Annotated in this window: 16 protein-coding genes; 4 read left to right on the top strand and 12 right to left on the bottom strand. The window is 70.2% G+C overall.

The window, feature by feature from the left end:
- Nucleotides 1–91 precede the first annotated feature (91 nt).
- Entirely contained in the window at nucleotides 92–295 is a 204-nt protein-coding gene (locus tag ACWGI2_RS33620) for a hypothetical protein (protein ID WP_453699562.1), read from the top strand.
- 142 nt (nucleotides 296–437) lie between these two features.
- Here ACWGI2_RS33620 and ACWGI2_RS33615 read toward each other — a convergent pair whose 3' ends face one another.
- Genes ACWGI2_RS33615 through ACWGI2_RS33580 form a run of 8 tightly spaced genes read right to left on the bottom strand, consistent with a single transcriptional unit; the run spans nucleotide 438 to nucleotide 8,778 of the window.
- Entirely contained in the window at nucleotides 438–2,243 is a 1,806-nt protein-coding gene (locus ACWGI2_RS33615; RefSeq protein ID WP_453398509.1) for a hypothetical protein, read from the bottom strand.
- Complete coding sequence (locus tag ACWGI2_RS33610) at nucleotides 2,240–2,845, bottom strand: hypothetical protein (protein ID WP_453398510.1); 606 nt, start codon at nucleotides 2,843–2,845, stop codon at nucleotides 2,240–2,242. The genes ACWGI2_RS33615 and ACWGI2_RS33610 overlap by 4 nt, the downstream gene beginning before the upstream one ends.
- Nucleotides 2,842–3,711, bottom strand: coding sequence for a carbohydrate ABC transporter permease (locus ACWGI2_RS33605; RefSeq protein ID WP_453398511.1), 870 nt, complete (start codon nucleotides 3,709–3,711; stop codon nucleotides 2,842–2,844). The genes ACWGI2_RS33610 and ACWGI2_RS33605 overlap by 4 nt, the downstream gene beginning before the upstream one ends.
- Nucleotides 3,708–4,670 carry a carbohydrate ABC transporter permease gene (locus ACWGI2_RS33600; protein WP_453398512.1) on the bottom strand — a complete coding sequence of 321 codons (963 nt, stop codon included), beginning with the start codon at nucleotides 4,668–4,670 and terminating at the stop codon, nucleotides 3,708–3,710. The genes ACWGI2_RS33605 and ACWGI2_RS33600 overlap by 4 nt, the downstream gene beginning before the upstream one ends.
- The gene (locus ACWGI2_RS33595; protein ID WP_453699561.1) at nucleotides 4,671–5,951 is read right to left on the bottom strand and encodes an ABC transporter substrate-binding protein; all 1,281 of its coding nucleotides are present in this window, start codon (nucleotides 5,949–5,951) and stop codon (nucleotides 4,671–4,673) included.
- A 57-nt stretch (nucleotides 5,952–6,008) separates the two neighbouring features.
- Entirely contained in the window at nucleotides 6,009–6,755 is a 747-nt protein-coding gene (locus ACWGI2_RS33590) for a cupin (protein WP_453699560.1), read from the bottom strand.
- On the bottom strand, nucleotides 6,749–7,663 hold the full coding sequence (locus ACWGI2_RS33585; RefSeq protein WP_453699558.1) for a DUF6807 domain-containing protein: 915 nt from the start codon (nucleotides 7,661–7,663) through the stop codon (nucleotides 6,749–6,751). Before ACWGI2_RS33585 ends, ACWGI2_RS33590 begins: the two co-directional genes overlap by 7 nt.
- Nucleotides 7,660–8,778, bottom strand: coding sequence for a Gfo/Idh/MocA family protein (locus ACWGI2_RS33580; RefSeq protein WP_453699557.1), 1,119 nt, complete (start codon nucleotides 8,776–8,778; stop codon nucleotides 7,660–7,662). The genes ACWGI2_RS33585 and ACWGI2_RS33580 overlap by 4 nt, the downstream gene beginning before the upstream one ends.
- Nucleotides 8,779–8,990: 212 nt before the next feature.
- Between ACWGI2_RS33580 and ACWGI2_RS33575 the strand changes: the two genes are divergently transcribed.
- Nucleotides 8,991–10,334, top strand: coding sequence for a Gfo/Idh/MocA family protein (locus ACWGI2_RS33575; RefSeq protein WP_453699556.1), 1,344 nt, complete (start codon nucleotides 8,991–8,993; stop codon nucleotides 10,332–10,334).
- 56 nt (nucleotides 10,335–10,390) lie between these two features.
- Here the strand turns inward: ACWGI2_RS33575 and katG are convergent, their stop codons facing one another.
- Nucleotides 10,391–12,604 carry a catalase/peroxidase HPI gene (gene katG, locus ACWGI2_RS33570; protein ID WP_453699554.1) on the bottom strand — a complete coding sequence of 738 codons (2,214 nt, stop codon included), beginning with the start codon at nucleotides 12,602–12,604 and terminating at the stop codon, nucleotides 10,391–10,393.
- Between the two features lie 359 nt (nucleotides 12,605–12,963).
- Here katG and ACWGI2_RS33565 point away from each other — a divergent pair, with 359 nt between their 5' ends.
- Complete coding sequence (locus ACWGI2_RS33565; RefSeq protein ID WP_453699553.1) at nucleotides 12,964–13,377, top strand: Fur family transcriptional regulator; 414 nt, start codon at nucleotides 12,964–12,966, stop codon at nucleotides 13,375–13,377.
- 59 nt (nucleotides 13,378–13,436) lie between these two features.
- On the top strand, nucleotides 13,437–13,868 hold the full coding sequence (locus tag ACWGI2_RS33560) for a VOC family protein (RefSeq protein WP_453398520.1): 432 nt from the start codon (nucleotides 13,437–13,439) through the stop codon (nucleotides 13,866–13,868).
- Between the two features lie 21 nt (nucleotides 13,869–13,889).
- On the opposite strand, the gene ACWGI2_RS33555 is transcribed toward ACWGI2_RS33560, so the two are convergent.
- The 3 genes from ACWGI2_RS33555 to ACWGI2_RS33545 form a co-directional block, all read right to left on the bottom strand.
- Nucleotides 13,890–15,611 (bottom strand): acyl-CoA dehydrogenase family protein, encoded by a 1,722-nt coding sequence (locus tag ACWGI2_RS33555; RefSeq protein WP_453699551.1) that lies wholly within the window; start codon nucleotides 15,609–15,611, stop codon nucleotides 13,890–13,892.
- 73 nt (nucleotides 15,612–15,684) lie between these two features.
- Nucleotides 15,685–16,242 carry a PadR family transcriptional regulator gene (locus ACWGI2_RS33550; RefSeq protein WP_453699550.1) on the bottom strand — a complete coding sequence of 186 codons (558 nt, stop codon included), beginning with the start codon at nucleotides 16,240–16,242 and terminating at the stop codon, nucleotides 15,685–15,687.
- Between the two features lie 105 nt (nucleotides 16,243–16,347).
- Nucleotides 16,348–16,449: a hypothetical protein gene (locus ACWGI2_RS33545; RefSeq protein ID WP_453699548.1), complete on the bottom strand. Its 102-nt coding sequence runs from the start codon at nucleotides 16,447–16,449 to the stop codon at nucleotides 16,348–16,350.
- Between the last annotated feature and the right edge of the window lie 4 nt (nucleotides 16,450–16,453).

Here is a 16,453-nt window from a genome sequence, read left to right as displayed (position 1 = left end):
GGTTCCACGGCGACGCGACCTTGCTCCCTCAGGGGGACGTATACGCCGATTTGGCAAGCGAACTGAAACCACGTCAGGTGCTGGACGGGGGGTGCGGCACGGGCACCTTCGCGCTGCCCCTCGCCCACCGCGGGCTGCGCGTGACGTCGAGCCGGCCGCGGCCTCACTGGCCGCGACCCACCGCACGGTCACCGTCGACGGCATCGGCGACGTCGAGACCTGGGTGGACGTCACCGGCGTCAGCCTGCCGCTGGTGTCCTTCCGCCACACCTTCGTCCTGGCCGCGACCGGCTAGACCCTCACCTTCCGCGAACGCGACGAAGTGACCGCCTCGCTCGCCGCCCACGGATACGTGGTGGACGAGATCCGTGACGCCCCCGACCGCCCCGGCAGGGAACTCGTCTTCCTCGCCCGCCGCCCGGAGTCGCCCGAACACGTCAGCGCAGGGTCATCCGATACCTCAGCGGCGAGCGGCCGGTGATCAGGACCCGGATGCCGTCCGGTGTGAGGGAGCCGTTCATCCAGGTGTAGCGCTCCCCCGGCTCGACCACGGGCGGCTGCTTACCGCCCTTCCCGTTGCCGGGGCCGAAGGTGATCCGGTCGTCGCCGACCGCGTAGGTCGCCTCGCCACTGACGAGCTGGTAGGTGTCATCGGCTCCGGCGACCGGCTCCAGGCCCTCCCCCGAGAGTTCACCGCCCCGCCGGAAGCACAGTTCGAGGGCCAGCGGCACCGCGGACTCCGACACGTCGAAGGACAGGTCCCAGCCGCCGTCGTCCGTCTCGCGCACCAGGATCTCGGTGCGCAGCGCCCGGTACTCCTTGGGCCGGTGCGGGAAGTCCATCGCCGACCAGAAGCGGCCGTCGTCGGTGAGCGGGTAGAGCCCGTCCTTGCGCCGGTGGCGCCGGGGCAGTGGCTGGTGGAAGGCCGCGCGGACCTCCGCGTGCAGCCGCCACGCGTCGCCCCGCCGCTCAAGGCCCTCGGACCGGAAGGGTCCGAGCGAGAAGAACCGCGGGGCGAGCCGCAGCGAGTCGAGGATCGCGGCGCCCTTGCGCATCTTGAAGAACGTGGGGTTGGTGGACAGGCCCGACGAGATGGCGTGCACCTCGGGCAGGTCCGTGCCGCCGAAGATGCTCGCCGTCCGCTCCCCGCGGCGCACACGCACCAGGCGGCAGCTGTCGTCGTGGTGCTCGAAGTCGGTCGGCAGGGCCTTCACGGACGGCAGTTCGCGCGCGAGCTCGGGGCGGTCGAGGACCTCGGCGAGCCGGTCCCCCGGCGGGGTCTCGCCGAAGGTCTGCCCGGTGCCGCGCTCCCGCAGCAGCTCGGCGACCGCAGCGAACGTCCCGTTGCCGTCGCGGATCGCCAACTCCCGGTACTGGAGCCAGAACTCGGGCAGGTGGCGCAGCGCCGCCTGGTCCTGGCGTCGCGAATGGACGGACTCCACCTCGCCGTTGGGCTCGGTGACGTAGAGCGAGGCGGTGAGGTTGTCCCGTACGTGTGCGTACAGGTCGCGACGGTCGTGGAAGCGGGCGATGGTCAGCAGGGCCGGGTTGGTCACCACCGCCGAGTAGGTGGGACTGCGCTCGCTGTACTCGCCGCCCGGGAGCTGGTCGATGCCCTCCGCGAGCCAGGCGTCGATCCGCCGGGGATAGGACGGGTGGGGCCAGCGCCGGTGGATACGGGAGAGCGCGGAACACACCAGCCAGCGGTGGTTGGCGGTGTGCACACCGCCGTTCGCAAGGCCGGGGCCCGCCTTGCGCAGGATCCGCTCGACCGTGGCCCGCAGCTTCGCGGTCGACCGTTCGCCGTCCTTGTCGAGGAGGGCGTGGGCGATGTTGAGGTCGACGATGGAGAAGGCCGTGTCGGGCGGCGAATGGACGGCGCCCTGGTCCCAGAGACCGTCGTCGAACTGTTCGTCGGCGAGGGCCTGCGCGAGTCCGCCCAGCGGAGCCAGGAGCGCGTCGTCGTGGTGGTACCGCGACCCGGGGTGCACGTGGACGGAGGTGAGGGTGCGCAGGCTGCGGGCGGCGGCGCGGGCTTTCCCCTGGTCGCGCAGATCGGTGATGTAGTCGTCGTACCCGTCGATGACGGAGGCGGCGCGCGCGTCGGCGGCCTCGGTGAGGAAGTCGACGAAGTCCTGGTCCTGGCGCGGCGGTTCGGACGCGGCTGCCGCCGAGCCCGCGGCGAGGCCCCCCATCCCCGCGGCGGTGGCGGAGGTGGCGAGGAAAGTCCTGCGGGCTATCATGCTGTCTCCCCATGGGGCATGCGTACGTTGCGTACATCGATGGCGGTGAGGGCCAGGGCCAGCGGTCCCGGCACGAGGAACGCGAGCGGCAGCATCATCCAGGCGCACAGCACGGCGGCCGCGAGGGCGAGCAGGGCCAGGAGGCTGCCGCCCACGTCCCGCGCCGCTTCACCGGCGGCTCCGCGCACCGCGGCGCGCCAGTCGCTGAGCGCTTCGGGACGGGCGCAGGCGCGCAGGCCCACGACCACGGCGCACGCCCCGATCGCCGCCGCCGTCACGGCGAAGCCCCGGGCACCCGGCAGCCCCGCCCCAGCGAGCGCAAGGTCCGCCGCGAGCAGCGACGCCCCGGCCAGTGCGACCGCCCCCGCGGCGAGGTCACCGGCACGGAACCGGTCACGGAGGAGCGCCAAGTAGCGCCTCACCGTGGCGGGTTGGCCCTCGCCGGTGCCGCGCACCACCGCGCAGGCGGTGGAGAGCGCCACCGGAGCGGTGATCAGCGGCAGGCAGGCGAGTGCCGTGACCACGCCGAGTGCGAGGACGTCCGCGAACAGGGTCATCCGCGGCCCGAACATCTCGCCCGTCTCGCGGGTCCGGGCGCTCATCCCTTCACCCCCGAGTTGGCCATGCCCTCGACGAGGAAGCGCTGGAAGGCGAGGAAGAACAGCACGATCGGAAGGAGCGCGATCACCGACATGGCGAACATCGGGCCGAACGCGGACTGGCTCGAAGCGTCCACGAACGACCTCAGGGCCAGCGTCAGCGTGAACTTCTCCGGCGAGAAGAGATAGATCAGCTGGGTGAAGAAGTCGTTCCAGGTCCAGATGAAGGTGAAGATGGCGGTGGTGATCAGCGCGGGCCTGGTGAGCGGCAGGACGACCAGGAAGAAGCTCCGGAACGGTCCGCAGCCGTCGATCCTGGCCGCCTCCTCCAGCTCGCGCGGCAGGCCGCGCATGAACTGCACGATGAGGAAGACGAAGAAGGCCTCGGTGGCGAGGAACTTCGGCAGGATCAGCGGCCAGTAGGTGTTCACCATGCCGAGCTGGTTGAAGATGATGTACTGCGGGATCAGGACGGCGTGGTGCGGCAGCATGATCGTCGCGATCATGAAGGCGAAGAGCGGCCCGCGGAGGCGGAAGCGCAGCCGCGCGAAGGCGTAGGCCGCGAGCGAGCAGCTGAGTACGTTGCCGAGGACCGCGCCGCCCGCGATCAGCAGGGAGTTGGAGAGCAGCCGACCGACGGACACGTCGTCCACGCCGTCGAGGGCGGTCGAGTAGTTCGACCACTCCAGCTTGCTCGGCAGCAGATTCAGGCTCGCGATCACCTCTTCGGCGGGCTTGAGCGACGTGGCGACGAGCCAGGCCAGCGGATAGAGCATCACCAGGAGCGCGGCCAGGCATCCGGCGTGCAGTGCGACGCGGCGCCAGGGGAAGGACCGCCGGCCCCCGGTGGTGGCAGTGGTGGTGGTCATCGCTCCCCCTCGTTCGCGTAGAAGACCCAGGAGCGCGAGGTGCGGAAGAGCACCGCGGTCACGGCTCCGATGGCGATCAGCAGGACCCAGGCCATGGCGGAGGCATAGCCCATGTGTGAGGCGACGAAGCCGCGGTCGTAGAGGTAGAGCGTGTAGAAGAGGGTGGAGTCGGCGGGTCCGCCCTTGCCGCCGCTGACCGCGAATGCGGGCGTGAAGACCTGGAAGGCCTGGATGGTCTGGAGCACCAGGTTGAAGAAGAGCACCGGTGACAGCATCGGAAGGGTGATGGAGACGAACTGCCGCCTGCGGCTCGCCCCGTCCACCGCGGCGGCTTCGTAGAGCTCGACGGGGATCTGCTGGAGGCCCGCCAGGAAGATCACCATGGGGGCGCCGAACTGCCAGACCGTCAGGAGCGCCACGGCGAGCAGCGCCCAGCCGGGCTTGTTGACCCAACCGCCGGTGTGGATGCCGATGTCGGAGAGGAGGTTGTCGACGGTGCCGCCGTCGTTGAAGACCGCCCGCCACACCAGGGCGATCGACATGGACGCGCCGAGCAGCGAAGGGGCGTAGAAGGCGGAGCGGTAGAAGGACTTGCCGCGCTTCATGGACTTCAGGGCGAGGGCGACGGCGAGCGCGAGCGCCAGTTGCAGCGGCACGGCGATCACGACGTACATCAGCGTCGCGCCGACCGAGCGCCAGTAGCGCGGGTCCTCGGTGAACATCTGGACGTAGTTGCGAAAGCCCACCCAGCGCGGGGTGTTGAACAGGTCGTAGTCGGTGAAGGACAGATACAGCGAGACGGCCATCGGAAGGAGCGTCAGGACGACGGCGCCAAGGACCCAGGGCGAGAGGAACACCCAGGCGGCGCCCTCGCGCCGGAGCCTGCCGGGCTGCTTCGGCGGTGGTGCGGGGGTCTTGGTCCGCGCGGCTTCAGCGCGTATGCCGGTGGTGGTGGTCATTTACCTCAGCTCCGCCTTCGCCTCGGTGATGAAGTCCTCCGCGGCTTCGCGGGGTGTCATCTGCTCGAACGACACCTGGTCGTAGTCGCGCTGGAAGGTGGTCTGCAGGGAGTTGTCGCCGCTCGGCGGGGCCTGCGGCGGTGTCTTGAGAGTGCCGTCGACGGAGTCCTGGTAGTCGGCGACGGTCTTGTCGAAGTCCTTCAGTTCGGGGCCGAGTTCGTCGCGGATCTGTTCGTTGACGGGGATGCCGCGGGAGGCGCCGAGTATCGCCGCCGCCTTCTCGTCATTGATCATGAAGTCGATGAACTCGGCGGACTCCTCCGGGTGTTCGGTGCTCGCGGCGGCGCCCATGAACATCGACGGCTTGAAGTACTGGCCGGGTGTGCCGTCCGCGCCGGACGGCATCGGGGCGAGCGTCAGCCCTTGGCCCACGATGGGCGTGTATCCGCTGGCGGGCGCGTCCCAGTTGAAGTCGGCGATCGCCTTGCCTCGGGCCAGCGGCTGGTTCTCCACCGACCCGTCGAGCTGGGTGGTCTGCTCGGCGGCGGACACCGCGCCCTCGCGCCGCAGCTTGTCGGTGAAGGTCCACCAGCGGGTCAGGTCGTCGGCCGTGAAGCCGAGTCGGCGGTCCTTCGTGTAGAGGGCCTTGCCCTGGCCGCGCAGCCACACCTCGAAGCAGTCCTCGCTCTGTCCGGGGTCGACCGAGCCCGGCTTCCCGGTCCTCTTCGCCAACTGCCGCATGGCGTCGGCCCATTCGTCCCAGGTCCAGCCCTTGCGCGGGGGCGCCACCCCGGCCGCCTTCCACTGCTTGGCGTCGTAGACGAGGGTCTCGGTGCCGCGGCCCTGGGGGATGGCGTACTGGGTGCCGTCGACGACGCCGGTGGCGAGGAGCCCCGCGTCGATGTCGTCGGTGCGCAGGGCCTTCTTCTGCTTTCCGAGGTCGAGCAGGATGCCACCGGACGCGTACTGGTCGATCTGCCGGTAGTCGAGCTGCATGACGTCGGGGGCGTCGCCTCCCGCCGCCTGGGTGGCGAGCTTCTGCTTGTACGCCTCGTAGCCGGCGAACGAGGTCTGCACCGTGATCCCGGGGTGCTCCTTCTCGAACAGCGCGACGGCTTCCTGCGTACGGGCCGCCCGGTCGGGGTTGCCCCACCAGGTGTAGCGCAGAACGGTCCTGCCGCCGCCGCTCGATTCGTCCGAGCCGCCGCAGCCGGTGAGCAGCGCACTGAGCGTGAGCACCGCGACCGTTGCGCAGGACCACTTTGTCCTGCTTCCGGGCATGCCGATGACACCTCTCCTCTCTGGATTCTTGACGGGCGCTTCTAGGAATGGGGGCGGTTACTCGCCGTGGTACGGAAGCGTGGTGCCCGGCAGTTCGTACTCGTCGCGGCGCCCGCACATGCCGTAGCCGCCGAGGCGCGAAGGGCGGCTGTCGTACGATCCCGAGCCCGCGAGGTAGTCGGGGCTGCCGGACTCCAGGGCGTCGAGCTGGGCGCCGGTGCGCTCGGCGGTGGCAAGGGCGCCGGCCCGCCACAGCTCGCGCCACGTGGGGACCTTGTCCCGCACGAGCCGGGCCGCGGCCTGCTGGAACTCCAGGTAGGGGCCGTTGTCCCCGGCCCTGAGCGCGTCCCGCAGCGGCAGGTATCCCTCGACGGCCAGGTCACGGCGTTTGCGCGCGGCTGCTTCCGCCTCGGGGCCGGTCTTCGCGGGGAGCCGTGCCGCGGCGGCGTACCGCTCGGGGTCGGCGAGCACGTCGGGCGGGAAGGTGAAGACGGCGTCCCCGGCCTCGGGCAGGCCGCTGTTCTGCATCAGGACCGTGATCCGCAGGTCGCCGCCCTGGACCATGCGGTGGACGGTGCCGGGCGTGAACCACGCGACGGAGCCCGCTTCCAGGGGGACATCGCGGCAGCCGTCGGGGCTGAGCGTCTGGACGGCGCCGCGGCCACCGGTGACGACGTACGCCTCCGTGCAGACCAGGTGCAGATGCGGACTGCCGCCGCACAGGCCGTCGGCCGCCTCCCACTCGTAGGCGCTGAGGTGCGAGAGGCCGACGGCTCCGGGCAGGGGGTGCGGGAGGCTCACCATGTCAGTCCCTTCAGGTGGGTGGCGACGCGGTCGCGGTCCCAGGCGCCGTCGGCGATCACGACGCGGTAGCGGTAGGTGAAGGACGCGCCGGGCGGCAGCTGGAACTCCTCGAAGAACGCCCAGGAGAACGCGACGGTCGGGATGGGTTCGGAGCGTACGAACCAGTGCGAGTCGTGGATCCCGTCCGCGTTCTCCGGGCTGTGCACGAAGACGAGCGTCGAGTGCGCGTCGACGTCGTCATGCTCGGCGGTGAAGGCCAGCCAGGGGCCCTGGGTACCCATAAGACCGTCCGCGTCCTTGTCGTCGTCGGGGCCGAAGGCGGCGCCGCCGGTGAAGTCACGCGGACCGCGCCACTGCAGGCCGGTGTATCCGGCCATCTCGCGGCCCGCGGTGGTCGGCGAGCCGAAGCGCAGCGGTTCGTCACGGATGTTGGTCAGCCGGATCGACCAGTCCAGGGCCCAGGACCCGGCGTCCTCGTCGACCGAGTGGACGGTGATGTCCCGCTCTTCCCTGGCCCATTCCTGGCCGCCGTTCTCGATCCAGGTGAGCTCTTCGGTGAAGTGGAGGCGCTCGTCGTCCACGGCGATGGCGGGGAACCCGTCGTGGCGCATGGACCCGACCCGCTCCGGCAAGCGCAGATAACCCTCGCCGTGGACATAGCAGTTGCCGCCCCAGAAGTTCTGTCCCGACAGATGGCTCGCGGTCATCTGGAGGCCCTTGTGCCAGCGGTGGTCGTTCGGCCGGTAGCCCGAGACCTGGTGTCCGGCCAGGGTGCGCAGGGGGTGGATGTAGGGCTTGCGGGCCTCGAAGGCGTCCGGGTCCGGTGCGTAGACGTAGCTGAGCAGCTCGACATCGCCCGACCGGACCGTGATCCGCTCGCCGTGGGTGTGGGTGACCTGAATCGTCATCGCGTGGGGCTCCAGTCGGGGTGGCTGCCGTGCATGGCCGGGTAGTAGGGGTCGCCGGACGCGATCTCGCCCGCGAGCACCGGCTGTCCGGTGAACGCCGACTTGTAGAGCGCGGCGGCGAATTCGAGGGTGCGGCGGGCGTCGGCGCCGCTGCCCGGTGGCCGTACGCCCTGCTCGTAGGCATCGAGGAGGGCGCCGAGCTGCGCGGCGTGCGAGCTGGGCACGTCGGTGGCGGGGGTGCGCCAGGCGTCCGTGCGCCCGGCGTCGACGTGCGGGGCCGGGGTGTAGACCCAGTCGGCGTTGGAGTGGCCGTAGAGATGGGTGAGTTCGAGTGTCGCGTCGGCGCAGTCGACGCGGATGCGGCTGACCTCGTCCGGGGACAGGACGCTGTTGACGACGGTGGCGAGCGCGCCGCTCTCGAACCGCACCAGGGCGGTCGACACGTCCTCGCTCTCGGTGTCGTGCACGAGGCGGGCCGCCATGGCACGCACCTCGGTCCAGTCGCCGAGCAGGTGCAGGAGCAGGTCGAACTGGTGGATGCCGTGCCCCATGGTGGGGCCGCCGCCCTCGCTCTCCCACCGGCCGCGCCACGGCACGGCGTAGTAGGCGCTGTCCCGGTGCCAGGTGGTCTGACAGTGCGCGACCCGGGGCGCACCGAGCTCACCGCTCGCGATCAATTCGCGGGCGTGGACGGCGCCCGAGCCGTAGCGGTGCTGGAAGACCACCGACGCGTACGCTCCCGATGCCTCCTCGGCGGCGGCGATCTCGTCGTACTCGGCGAGCGAGAGACACAGCGGCTTCTCGCACAGCACCCAGGCGCTCGCCTTCAGGGCGGCCACGGTCTGCGTCCGGTGCAGCGACGGCGGGGTGCCGATCAGGACCAGGTCGGGGCGGACCGCGTCGAGCATCGCGTCGAAGTCCGCGTAGCCCTCGACGTCCATGTCCCTGGCCGCCGCCTCGGCGCGGAACGCGGTGAGCCGGGCGGGGTCGACGTCGACGGCGGCTCTCAGCTCGATCCGGTCAAAGTGGGCCCGCAGGGCGGGCAGATGACTTCCGGTGACGATGCCGCCCGTGCCGACGACAGCGGCCCGTAGACGGGTGGAAGTGGAGGACATACGGTCTCCTCGAACGAGCTTAGAAAGCGCTTGCACCGGTGCCGACCCTAGGCACCGCGGGAATGTCAGGACAAGACCCCGGAGCCGAAAACTGAAACGAACTGAAACGACTCAATGATGTGGACGGCGAACGTTGCCGCGCGCTCACCACCTCCCCCCGCGACGCCCACATCCGGCTATCCGCACACTCAATCTCCTGAACGGATTCACGCATGCCCATCGACGCCGCGCGCCGTCGCCGCTGTGCCGTGGTGGGACTCGGCGCCCGCGCCCAGCTCTTCACCGAGGCGCTCGCCGGTCCCTACGCGGACCGGAGCGAGCTGGCCGGTTTCTGCGATGTCAACGCGCACCGCATGGCCGTCCACAACGCCTGGATCGAGGCCGCCCACCCCGGCCGCCCGCCCGTACCGACGTACTCCGCGGACGGCTTCGAGGAGATGCTGCGCCGTGAACGCGTCGACCTCGTCGTGGTCTGCACCGTCGACCACCTCCACGACCACTACATCGTGCGGGCCCTCGAAGCGGGCTGTGACGTGGTCACCGAGAAGCCGATGACCACGACCGCCGAGCGCGCCCGCCGCATCCTCGACGCACAGCGCCGCACGGGCCGTGAGGTCCGGGTCGCCTTCAACTACCGCTACAACCCTGTGCATTCGGCCGTGCGCGAGCTCCTGGCGGACAGCTCGATCGGCGAGGTCGGCTCGGTGCACTTCGAGTGGCTGCTCGACCTGCGGCACGGCGCGGACTACTTCCGCCGCTGGCACCGCGACAAGGCGAACTCCGGTGGCCTGATGGTGCACAAGGCCACCCACCACTTCGACCTGGTCAACTGGTGGGTGGGCGCGCGGCCCGAGACCGTCTACGCCCAGGGCGGGCTCTTCTTCTACGGCGACGAGGCGGGCACCCGGCGCGGCCTGGCCCGTGACTACACCCGCGCCCACGGTTCCCCCGCCGCCGAGGACGACCCGTTCGCCATCCGCCTGGCCGACTCGTCCGTGCTCAGCGCCCTGTACCTGGAGGCAGAGGGTGAGGACGGCTACCACCGCGACCAGAACGTGTTCGGGCCCGGAGTGAGCATCGAGGACGACATGGCGGTCCTGGTGCGTTACTCCTCCGGCGCGACCCTCACGTACCACCTGACCGCGTACGCACCATGGGAGGGCTATCGGATCGCCTTCAACGGCAGCGAGGGACGCGTCGAACTCCTCGTGGAGGAGTCCACCTGGACGCGCCCCGACGTACGGACCGAGGGAGCGAGCGCCGTCATGCACGGTGCGGCGGTCGGCGACGAGGCCGGGCGCACCCAGCTCCTGCTGCGCCGCTTCTGGGAGGAGCCGCGGGAAGTGAAGGTGCCCTCAGGCGAGGGCGGCCACGGCGGCGGGGACGTGCGCATGCTGGCCGATCTCTTCGGCGAGCGCGCCCCGGGAGATACGGACTCCCTGGGCCGGGCGGCGGACGCCGTCGACGGAGCCCGCTCACTGGCCACGGGCCTCGCCGCGAACCGCTCCTTCGCCACGGGGATGCCGGTCGACGCACGCCGCCTCCTGGACATCTGAAAAAGCGTCCGGGTCCGGCCCATGTGGGCCGGACCCGGACGTACCGATCAGAGAACTCAGACCAGGTCGAACCGGTCGAGGTTCATGACCTTGACCCAGGCCGCGACGAAGTCCTTGACGAACTTCTCCTTCGCGTCATCGCTCGCGTAGACCTCGGCGAGCGCGCGCAGTTCGGAGTTCGAGCCGAAGACGAGGTCGGCGCGGGTACCGGTCCACTTGACCGCGCCGCTCGCGTCGCGGCCCTCGAACTCGTCCTGTGCCGCGGACGTCGACTTCCAGGTCGTGCCCATGTCGAGCAGGTTGACGAAGAAGTCGTTCGACAGGGTGCCCGGCTTGTCGGTGAACACGCCGTGCTTCGACCCGGCGTGGTTCGCGCCGAGGACGCGCAGACCGCCGACGAGGACCGTCAGCTCGGGCGCGCTCAGCGTCAGCAGGTTCGCCTTGTCGATCAGCAGGAACTCGGCCGGCAGGCGGTTGCCCTTGCCGGCGAAGTTGCGGAAGCCGTCGTTGGTCGGCTCGAGCGCGGCGAACGACTCGACGTCCGTCTGCTCCTGCGTGGCGTCGACACGGCCCGGCGTGAACGGCACCTCAACCTGGACGCCCGCGTCCTTGGCCGCCTTCTCGACCGCCGCGGAGCCGCCGAGGACGACCAGGTCGGCCAGCGAGACCTTCTTGGCACCGGAGTTGAAGGACGACTGGATGCCCTCGAGCGTGCGCAGCACGTGCGCGAGGTCGTCCGGGTTGTTGACCTCCCAGCTGCGCTGCGGCTCCAGACGGATGCGACCGCCGTTGGCGCCGCCGCGCTTGTCGCTGCCGCGGAAGGAGGACGCCGCGGCCCAGGCCGCCGAGACGAGCTGCGCGGTGCTGAGGTCCGAGCCGAGGATCTGCTCCTTGAGCGATGCGATGTCCGAGGCGTCGATCGGCTCGCCCTCGGCCGCCGGGAGCGGGTCCTGCCACAGCAGCACCTCGGAGGGCACCTCCGGGCCGAGGTAGCGCACGATCGGGCCCATGTCACGGTGCGTCAGCTTGTACCAGGCACGGGCGAACGCGTCCGCGAACTGGTCCGGGTTCTCGTAGAAGCGACGCGAGATCTGCTCGTAGACCGGGTCGAAGCGCAGCGACAGGTCGGTGGTGAGCATCATCGGGAGGCGCTTCTTCGAGGCGTCGAAGGCGTCCGGGACGGTCGCCTCGGCGTTCGTCGCCACCCACTGGTTCGCACCCGCCGGGCTCTGGGTGAGCTCGTAGTCGTACTCGAAGAGGTGCTTGAAGAAGTCGTGGCCCCACTGCGTGGGGGTGGTGGTCCAGATGACCTCGAGACCGCTGGTGGTCGCGTCGGGGCCCACGCCGGTGCCGTGGGAGTTCTTCCAGCCGAAGCCCTGCTGCTCCATGGGCGCGGCCTCGGGGTCGTCGCCGATGGCCTCGCTCGGGCCCGCGCCGTGGGTCTTGCCGAAGGTGTGGCCGCCCGCGATGAGCGCGACGGTCTCCTCGTCGTTCATCGCCATGCGGCGGAAGGTCTCACGGATGTCGCGGGCCGCGGCGACCGGGTCCGGGTTGCCGTTGGGGCCCTCGGGGTTGACGTAGATGAGACCCATCTGGACAGCGCCGAGCGGGTTCTCCAGCTCGCGGTCGCCGGTGTAGCGCTCGTCGTCGAGCCAGGTGGTCTCGGGGCCCCAGTACACGTCCTCGTCGGGCTCCCACACGTCGGCGCGGCCACCGGCGAAGCCGAAGGTCTTGAGGCCCATCGTCTCCAGGGCGACGTTGCCGGTGAGGACCATCAGGTCGGCCCAGGAGATGTTCTGGCCGTACTTCTTCTTCACGGGCCACAGCAGACGGCGGGCCTTGTCGAGGCTGACGTTGTCCGGCCAGCTGTTGAGCGGCGCGAAGCGCTGCTGTCCCGCACCGGCGCCGCCGCGGCCGTCGCTGATCCGGTAGGTGCCCGCGCTGTGCCAGGCCATGCGGATCATCAGCGGGCCGTAGTTGCCGAAGTCGGCGGGCCACCAGTCCTGCGAGGTGGTCAGGACCTCGGCGATGTCGCGTTTCACGGCCGGCAGGTCGAGGCTCTTGAACGCCTCGGCGTAGTCGAACTCCTCGCCCAGGGGGTTGGCCACGGCGGGGTTCTTGGCGAGGATCTTCAGGTTGAGCCGCTCCGGCCACCACTGGCGGTTTCCACCGCCCTGGGTCGGGTGCGGCGCGCGACCGTGCGCCACCGGGCAGCCGCCAGTCTCTTCCGGCTTCGGGTCGGTGACGATCGCGTCATGGTTCTCAGTCATGGGAATCCTTCCGGACGGGGCGGATCACGGTGCTCAGAAACTGCGAACGGCGAATCGGTCGGGGGCGCCCGGGGACGGCACGAGCCCCGGCGGCCGGGAAACCGGCGCCGAGGTGATCACCGTCCAAGGGCCGGTGCGCGCGTGAGCGGTGCGCTCGCGGGACTGCTTCTCCGCGAACGGGGTACCGGATGCCGGGGCGAACGGACCCGTCTCCTGAAGTCACGTGCTGTTCCCTGCTGTTGCCCTGTCCCTTGGCCGTCGGCCGGAACTGATCCTACGATGGACCAAGTCCAAGTCAATACGACAGACGGGTCCGTACGAATTCAGTCGTCAGACGACGCACAGTTAGGCTGGTAGGCATGAGCGATCTTCTGGGACGGCTCCGCGGACGTGGGTGGCGGATGACCGCTCAGCGCCGGGTGGTCGCCGAGGTACTCGACGGCGAACACGTCCATCTGACCGCGGACGAGGTGCTCGCCCGCGCCACGGCCCGGCTGCCGGAGATCTCCCGTGCCACGGTCTACAACACCCTCGGAGAGCTGGTCTCCCTCGGCGAGGTGATCGAGGTGTCCACCGGCCGCGCGAAGCGGTACGACCCGAACGCCCACCATCCCCACCAGCACTTGGTGTGCTCGGGCTGCGGCGCCATCCGCGACGTGCACCCCGGCGGCGACCCCCTGGCCGCGCTCCCGGACTCCGAACGCTTCGGCTTCACCGTGTCCGAGGCCGAGGTGACGTACCGGGGGGTGTGCCCGGACTGCGCCCGGGGCTGACAGCCGGGGGTGACAGAACGCCTGAGGTCCGCTCGGCCCACGCCACAGGAGGCAGCGCCATGACCGCTCCCGACTCCGCCATCCCCCGGTTCCACCTGGCCGTGCCGGTCGACGACCTCGCCGCGGCACGTCTCTTCTACGGCGAGGTCCTCGGCCTGGAGGAGGGCCGCAGCGCGGACACCTGGGTGGACTGGAATCTGCACGGCCACCAGTTCGTCACCCACCTCGCGCCGAAAGGCCCTCAGCGCATCCAGAACCCGGTCGACGGCCACGACGTCCCGGTGCCGCACTTCGGACTGATCCTGCCGGTCCCCGAGTTCCAGAAGCTCGCCGAGCGACTGCGTACGGCGGGCATCGAGTTCGTCATCGAACCGTACGTCCGCTTCGAGGGCCAGAAGGGCGAACAGCGGACGATGTTCCTCCTCGACCCCGCCGGCAACGCCCTGGAGTTCAAGGCGTTCGCCGACGACTCCCAGGTGTTCGCCACCTGACCCCCTCCGCGACGGCGCCGGCTACGGTGCCATCTCGTACTCCCCCGACAGTGCCTCGACGCGCTCCCACACCCGTGCCGAGCGCGCCTCGTCGACGACCGGGCGCCGTACCGCGCCAAGGGCCCAGTTCTGCTGGGCCTCGGTGGCGGAGTCCTTGCCGTGCAGTTCGACGGCGTGCGCGGAGAAGTCGCGTACGAGAACGGCGAACAGCTCGTCGAGCACGTCCTCGTCGAGACCGGTCAGGCGTGCCTGCTCAAGGATCAGCTGGCCGTGCACGACCAGCGCGAACAGCTGGCCGACGGCGAGGAGGAGGTCGAGGTCGCGGCTCTGCTCCTCGCCGGGGGCGGCCGTGGTGACGAACTCGCAGAGGGCGTCGGCCTGTTCGCGCAGGCGGGCGACGTTGGGCACCTCGGCGTACGTGTCGTAGGCGGTGCGCCAGTCGTGGAAGCGGATGGCACCCAGGCCTCGGGCCGGGCCCTGCCGGAAGAGGAAGTCGTCGTCGGCCGCGTCCAGGCGGGTGGGCACGGGCTCGTACGCGGCCGGGTTCAGGAGGTGGTTGCCCATGAACTTGAGGATCAGCGCGAGGTTGACGTGGACCGTGCCCTCCAGCTTGGGCAGGCCTCGGATCTCGACGGCCGCCTGCGCGAAGTAGTTGTCCTTCTCGAAGCCCTTGGCCGCGATGACGTCCCACATCAGGTCGATGACCTTCTCGCCCTCCGTGGTCACCTTCATCTTCGTCATGGGGTTGAAGAGGAGGTAGCGGCGGTCGTCGGGCCCGGCGGAGCGGAAGTAGTCGACGGCGCGGTCGCTGAAGAGCTTCATCCCGACGAGGCGGACGTAGGCGTCGGTCAGCTCGCGGCGCACGTGCGGGAAGGCGGTGACGGGACGGCCGTAGAGGATGCGGTTCTGGGCATGGGTGACGGCCTCGTACATCGCGTGCTCGCAGATGCCGATCGAGGCGGTGCAGAGGTTGAACTTGCCGACGTTGACGGTGTTGAGGGCGGCGTCGAAGGCGGCACGGCCGGTGTGCAGGACGTCGTCGGGGCCGACCGGGTAGTTCTCCAGGCGGAACTCGCTCACGTACTTCGAGGAGTCGACGACGTTCTTGACCAGGTGGTACGCCTCGTGGCGGCTGTCGGCGGCGAAGAAGACGTAGCCGTCGGGGCCCTCGACGTCGGTGCGGCGGCCGAAGACGGAGACGAGCCCGGCCGCGTTGCCGTTGCCGATGTAGTACTTGGAGCCGCTGGCCAGGAAGCCGCCGTTGCCGTCGGGCTCCAGGAGCATGTCGGTGGAGTAGATGTCGGCGCCGTGGGTCTTCTCGGACAGGCCGAAGGCGAACACCTCACCCTGGGAGAGGAGTTCGGCCGCGCGTGTGCGGGCCGCGGCGTTGTCGCTCTGCCAGACCGGGCCGAGGCCGAGGATGGTGACCTGCCACGCGTACCAGTAGTCGAGCCCGTAGAAGCCGAAGATCTCGTTGAGGGCGGCGATCCGGGCGGTGTCCCAGCGCTTGTCCTGCTGCCCGTCCGCGGCGGAGGCCGGGGTGAGGAAGGTCGCGAACAGCCCTTCCTTGGCGGAGAACTCGAGGAAATCGGCCAGCCAGGCACGGTCGCGGTAGTCCTCGATCAGCCGGCGCTTGCCACGGGCCTCGAACCAGTCGACGGTCGCGCGCAGCAGCCTGCGGGTCTCGGGGTCGAAGTGCTTCGGGTCGTAGGTGCGCGGGTTGAACAGCAGCGGGTCGGCCATGGGTGTTCGCCTTTCCGGATCGGGAGGTTCGGTGAGGGGTGGTGAGGTGGAGCGGGTGGAGCGTCAGGCCGGTTCAGTCCTTGCGGCCGAGCCTGTGGAGGGTGGCGAGCACGTCGTCCAGCCAGGCGAGCGTCATCCGTTCGTACGCGATGCCTCCGCGCAGCACGACATGCTGGAGCTCCTGTCCGGCGTCGGGCACGCAGGGCGCGTCGGGGCCGGTGAAGTCACGCAGCTCCCCCGCGAGATAGCGCGCGAGCCGGTCGGTGTGCGCCTGGCGGTGCCGCTCGACCTCGTGGATCAGGGCGACCGGGTCGTCGAAGGCCGCGCCGCGGATCTTCACGGCGAGCTCGTGTCGCACGCTCTCGGGTTCGATCGGCTCGTGCAGCCACTGCGAGAGCGCGGACCGCCCGAGGGCGGCGACGGAGTACTCCTTCTTGTCCGGCCGCGCCTGCTGCGGCACGTCGCGGACGTCGATCCACCCGTCGCTCTCCATGCGCTTGAGAACGCGGTAGATCTGCTGGTGGGTGGCGGTCCAGAAGTAGCCGATGGACCGCTCGAACCGCCGGGCGAGCTCATAGCCGGAGCCCGGTTTCTCAAGGAGCGAGACGAGGATCGCGTGCTCTAGCGCCATGCCCCGATCCTGCTATGCAACTCGTTGCATAAACAAGTGGAGCCGCCCTGGTGAGACACGGGTCACCCGGGGTGCCGGGCGCTCCAGCGCTGCGGCCGCCGCCGGTCAGCCCGGTATCGAATCCAGGAACGCGGCCGCCGCCGGTGAGTTCCGTGTCCGGCTCCATACAAGACGCTCCTCGCGGACCGGCCCGCCCTTCACCGGCACCACC

It is taken from the genome of Streptomyces sp. NPDC054866 (assembly GCF_053610745.1).
This window is presented reverse-complemented; position numbering and strand designations above follow the sequence as displayed.

What these genes read in the sequence shown, in the direction of transcription:
- ACWGI2_RS33615 (WP_453398509.1), bottom strand. Translation starts at nt 2,243, where the DNA reads ATGATAGCCCGCAGGACTTTCCTCGCCACCTCCGCCACCGCCGCGGGG.
- ACWGI2_RS33610 (WP_453398510.1), bottom strand. Translation starts at nt 2,845, where the DNA reads ATGAGCGCCCGGACCCGCGAGACGGGCGAGATGTTCGGGCCGCGGATG.
- ACWGI2_RS33605 (WP_453398511.1), bottom strand. Translation starts at nt 3,711, where the DNA reads ATGACCACCACCACTGCCACCACCGGGGGCCGGCGGTCCTTCCCCTGG.
- ACWGI2_RS33600 (WP_453398512.1), bottom strand. Translation starts at nt 4,670, where the DNA reads ATGACCACCACCACCGGCATACGCGCTGAAGCCGCGCGGACCAAGACC.
- ACWGI2_RS33595 (WP_453699561.1), bottom strand. Translation starts at nt 5,951, where the DNA reads ATGCCCGGAAGCAGGACAAAGTGGTCCTGCGCAACGGTCGCGGTGCTC.
- ACWGI2_RS33590 (WP_453699560.1), bottom strand. Translation starts at nt 6,755, where the DNA reads ATGGTGAGCCTCCCGCACCCCCTGCCCGGAGCCGTCGGCCTCTCGCAC.
- ACWGI2_RS33585 (WP_453699558.1), bottom strand. Translation starts at nt 7,663, where the DNA reads ATGACGATTCAGGTCACCCACACCCACGGCGAGCGGATCACGGTCCGG.
- ACWGI2_RS33580 (WP_453699557.1), bottom strand. Translation starts at nt 8,778, where the DNA reads ATGTCCTCCACTTCCACCCGTCTACGGGCCGCTGTCGTCGGCACGGGC.
- ACWGI2_RS33575 (WP_453699556.1), top strand. Translation starts at nt 8,991, where the DNA reads ATGCCCATCGACGCCGCGCGCCGTCGCCGCTGTGCCGTGGTGGGACTC.
- katG (WP_453699554.1), bottom strand. Translation starts at nt 12,604, where the DNA reads ATGACTGAGAACCATGACGCGATCGTCACCGACCCGAAGCCGGAAGAG.
- ACWGI2_RS33565 (WP_453699553.1), top strand. Translation starts at nt 12,964, where the DNA reads ATGAGCGATCTTCTGGGACGGCTCCGCGGACGTGGGTGGCGGATGACC.
- ACWGI2_RS33560 (WP_453398520.1), top strand. Translation starts at nt 13,437, where the DNA reads ATGACCGCTCCCGACTCCGCCATCCCCCGGTTCCACCTGGCCGTGCCG.
- ACWGI2_RS33555 (WP_453699551.1), bottom strand. Translation starts at nt 15,611, where the DNA reads ATGGCCGACCCGCTGCTGTTCAACCCGCGCACCTACGACCCGAAGCAC.
- ACWGI2_RS33550 (WP_453699550.1), bottom strand. Translation starts at nt 16,242, where the DNA reads ATGGCGCTAGAGCACGCGATCCTCGTCTCGCTCCTTGAGAAACCGGGC.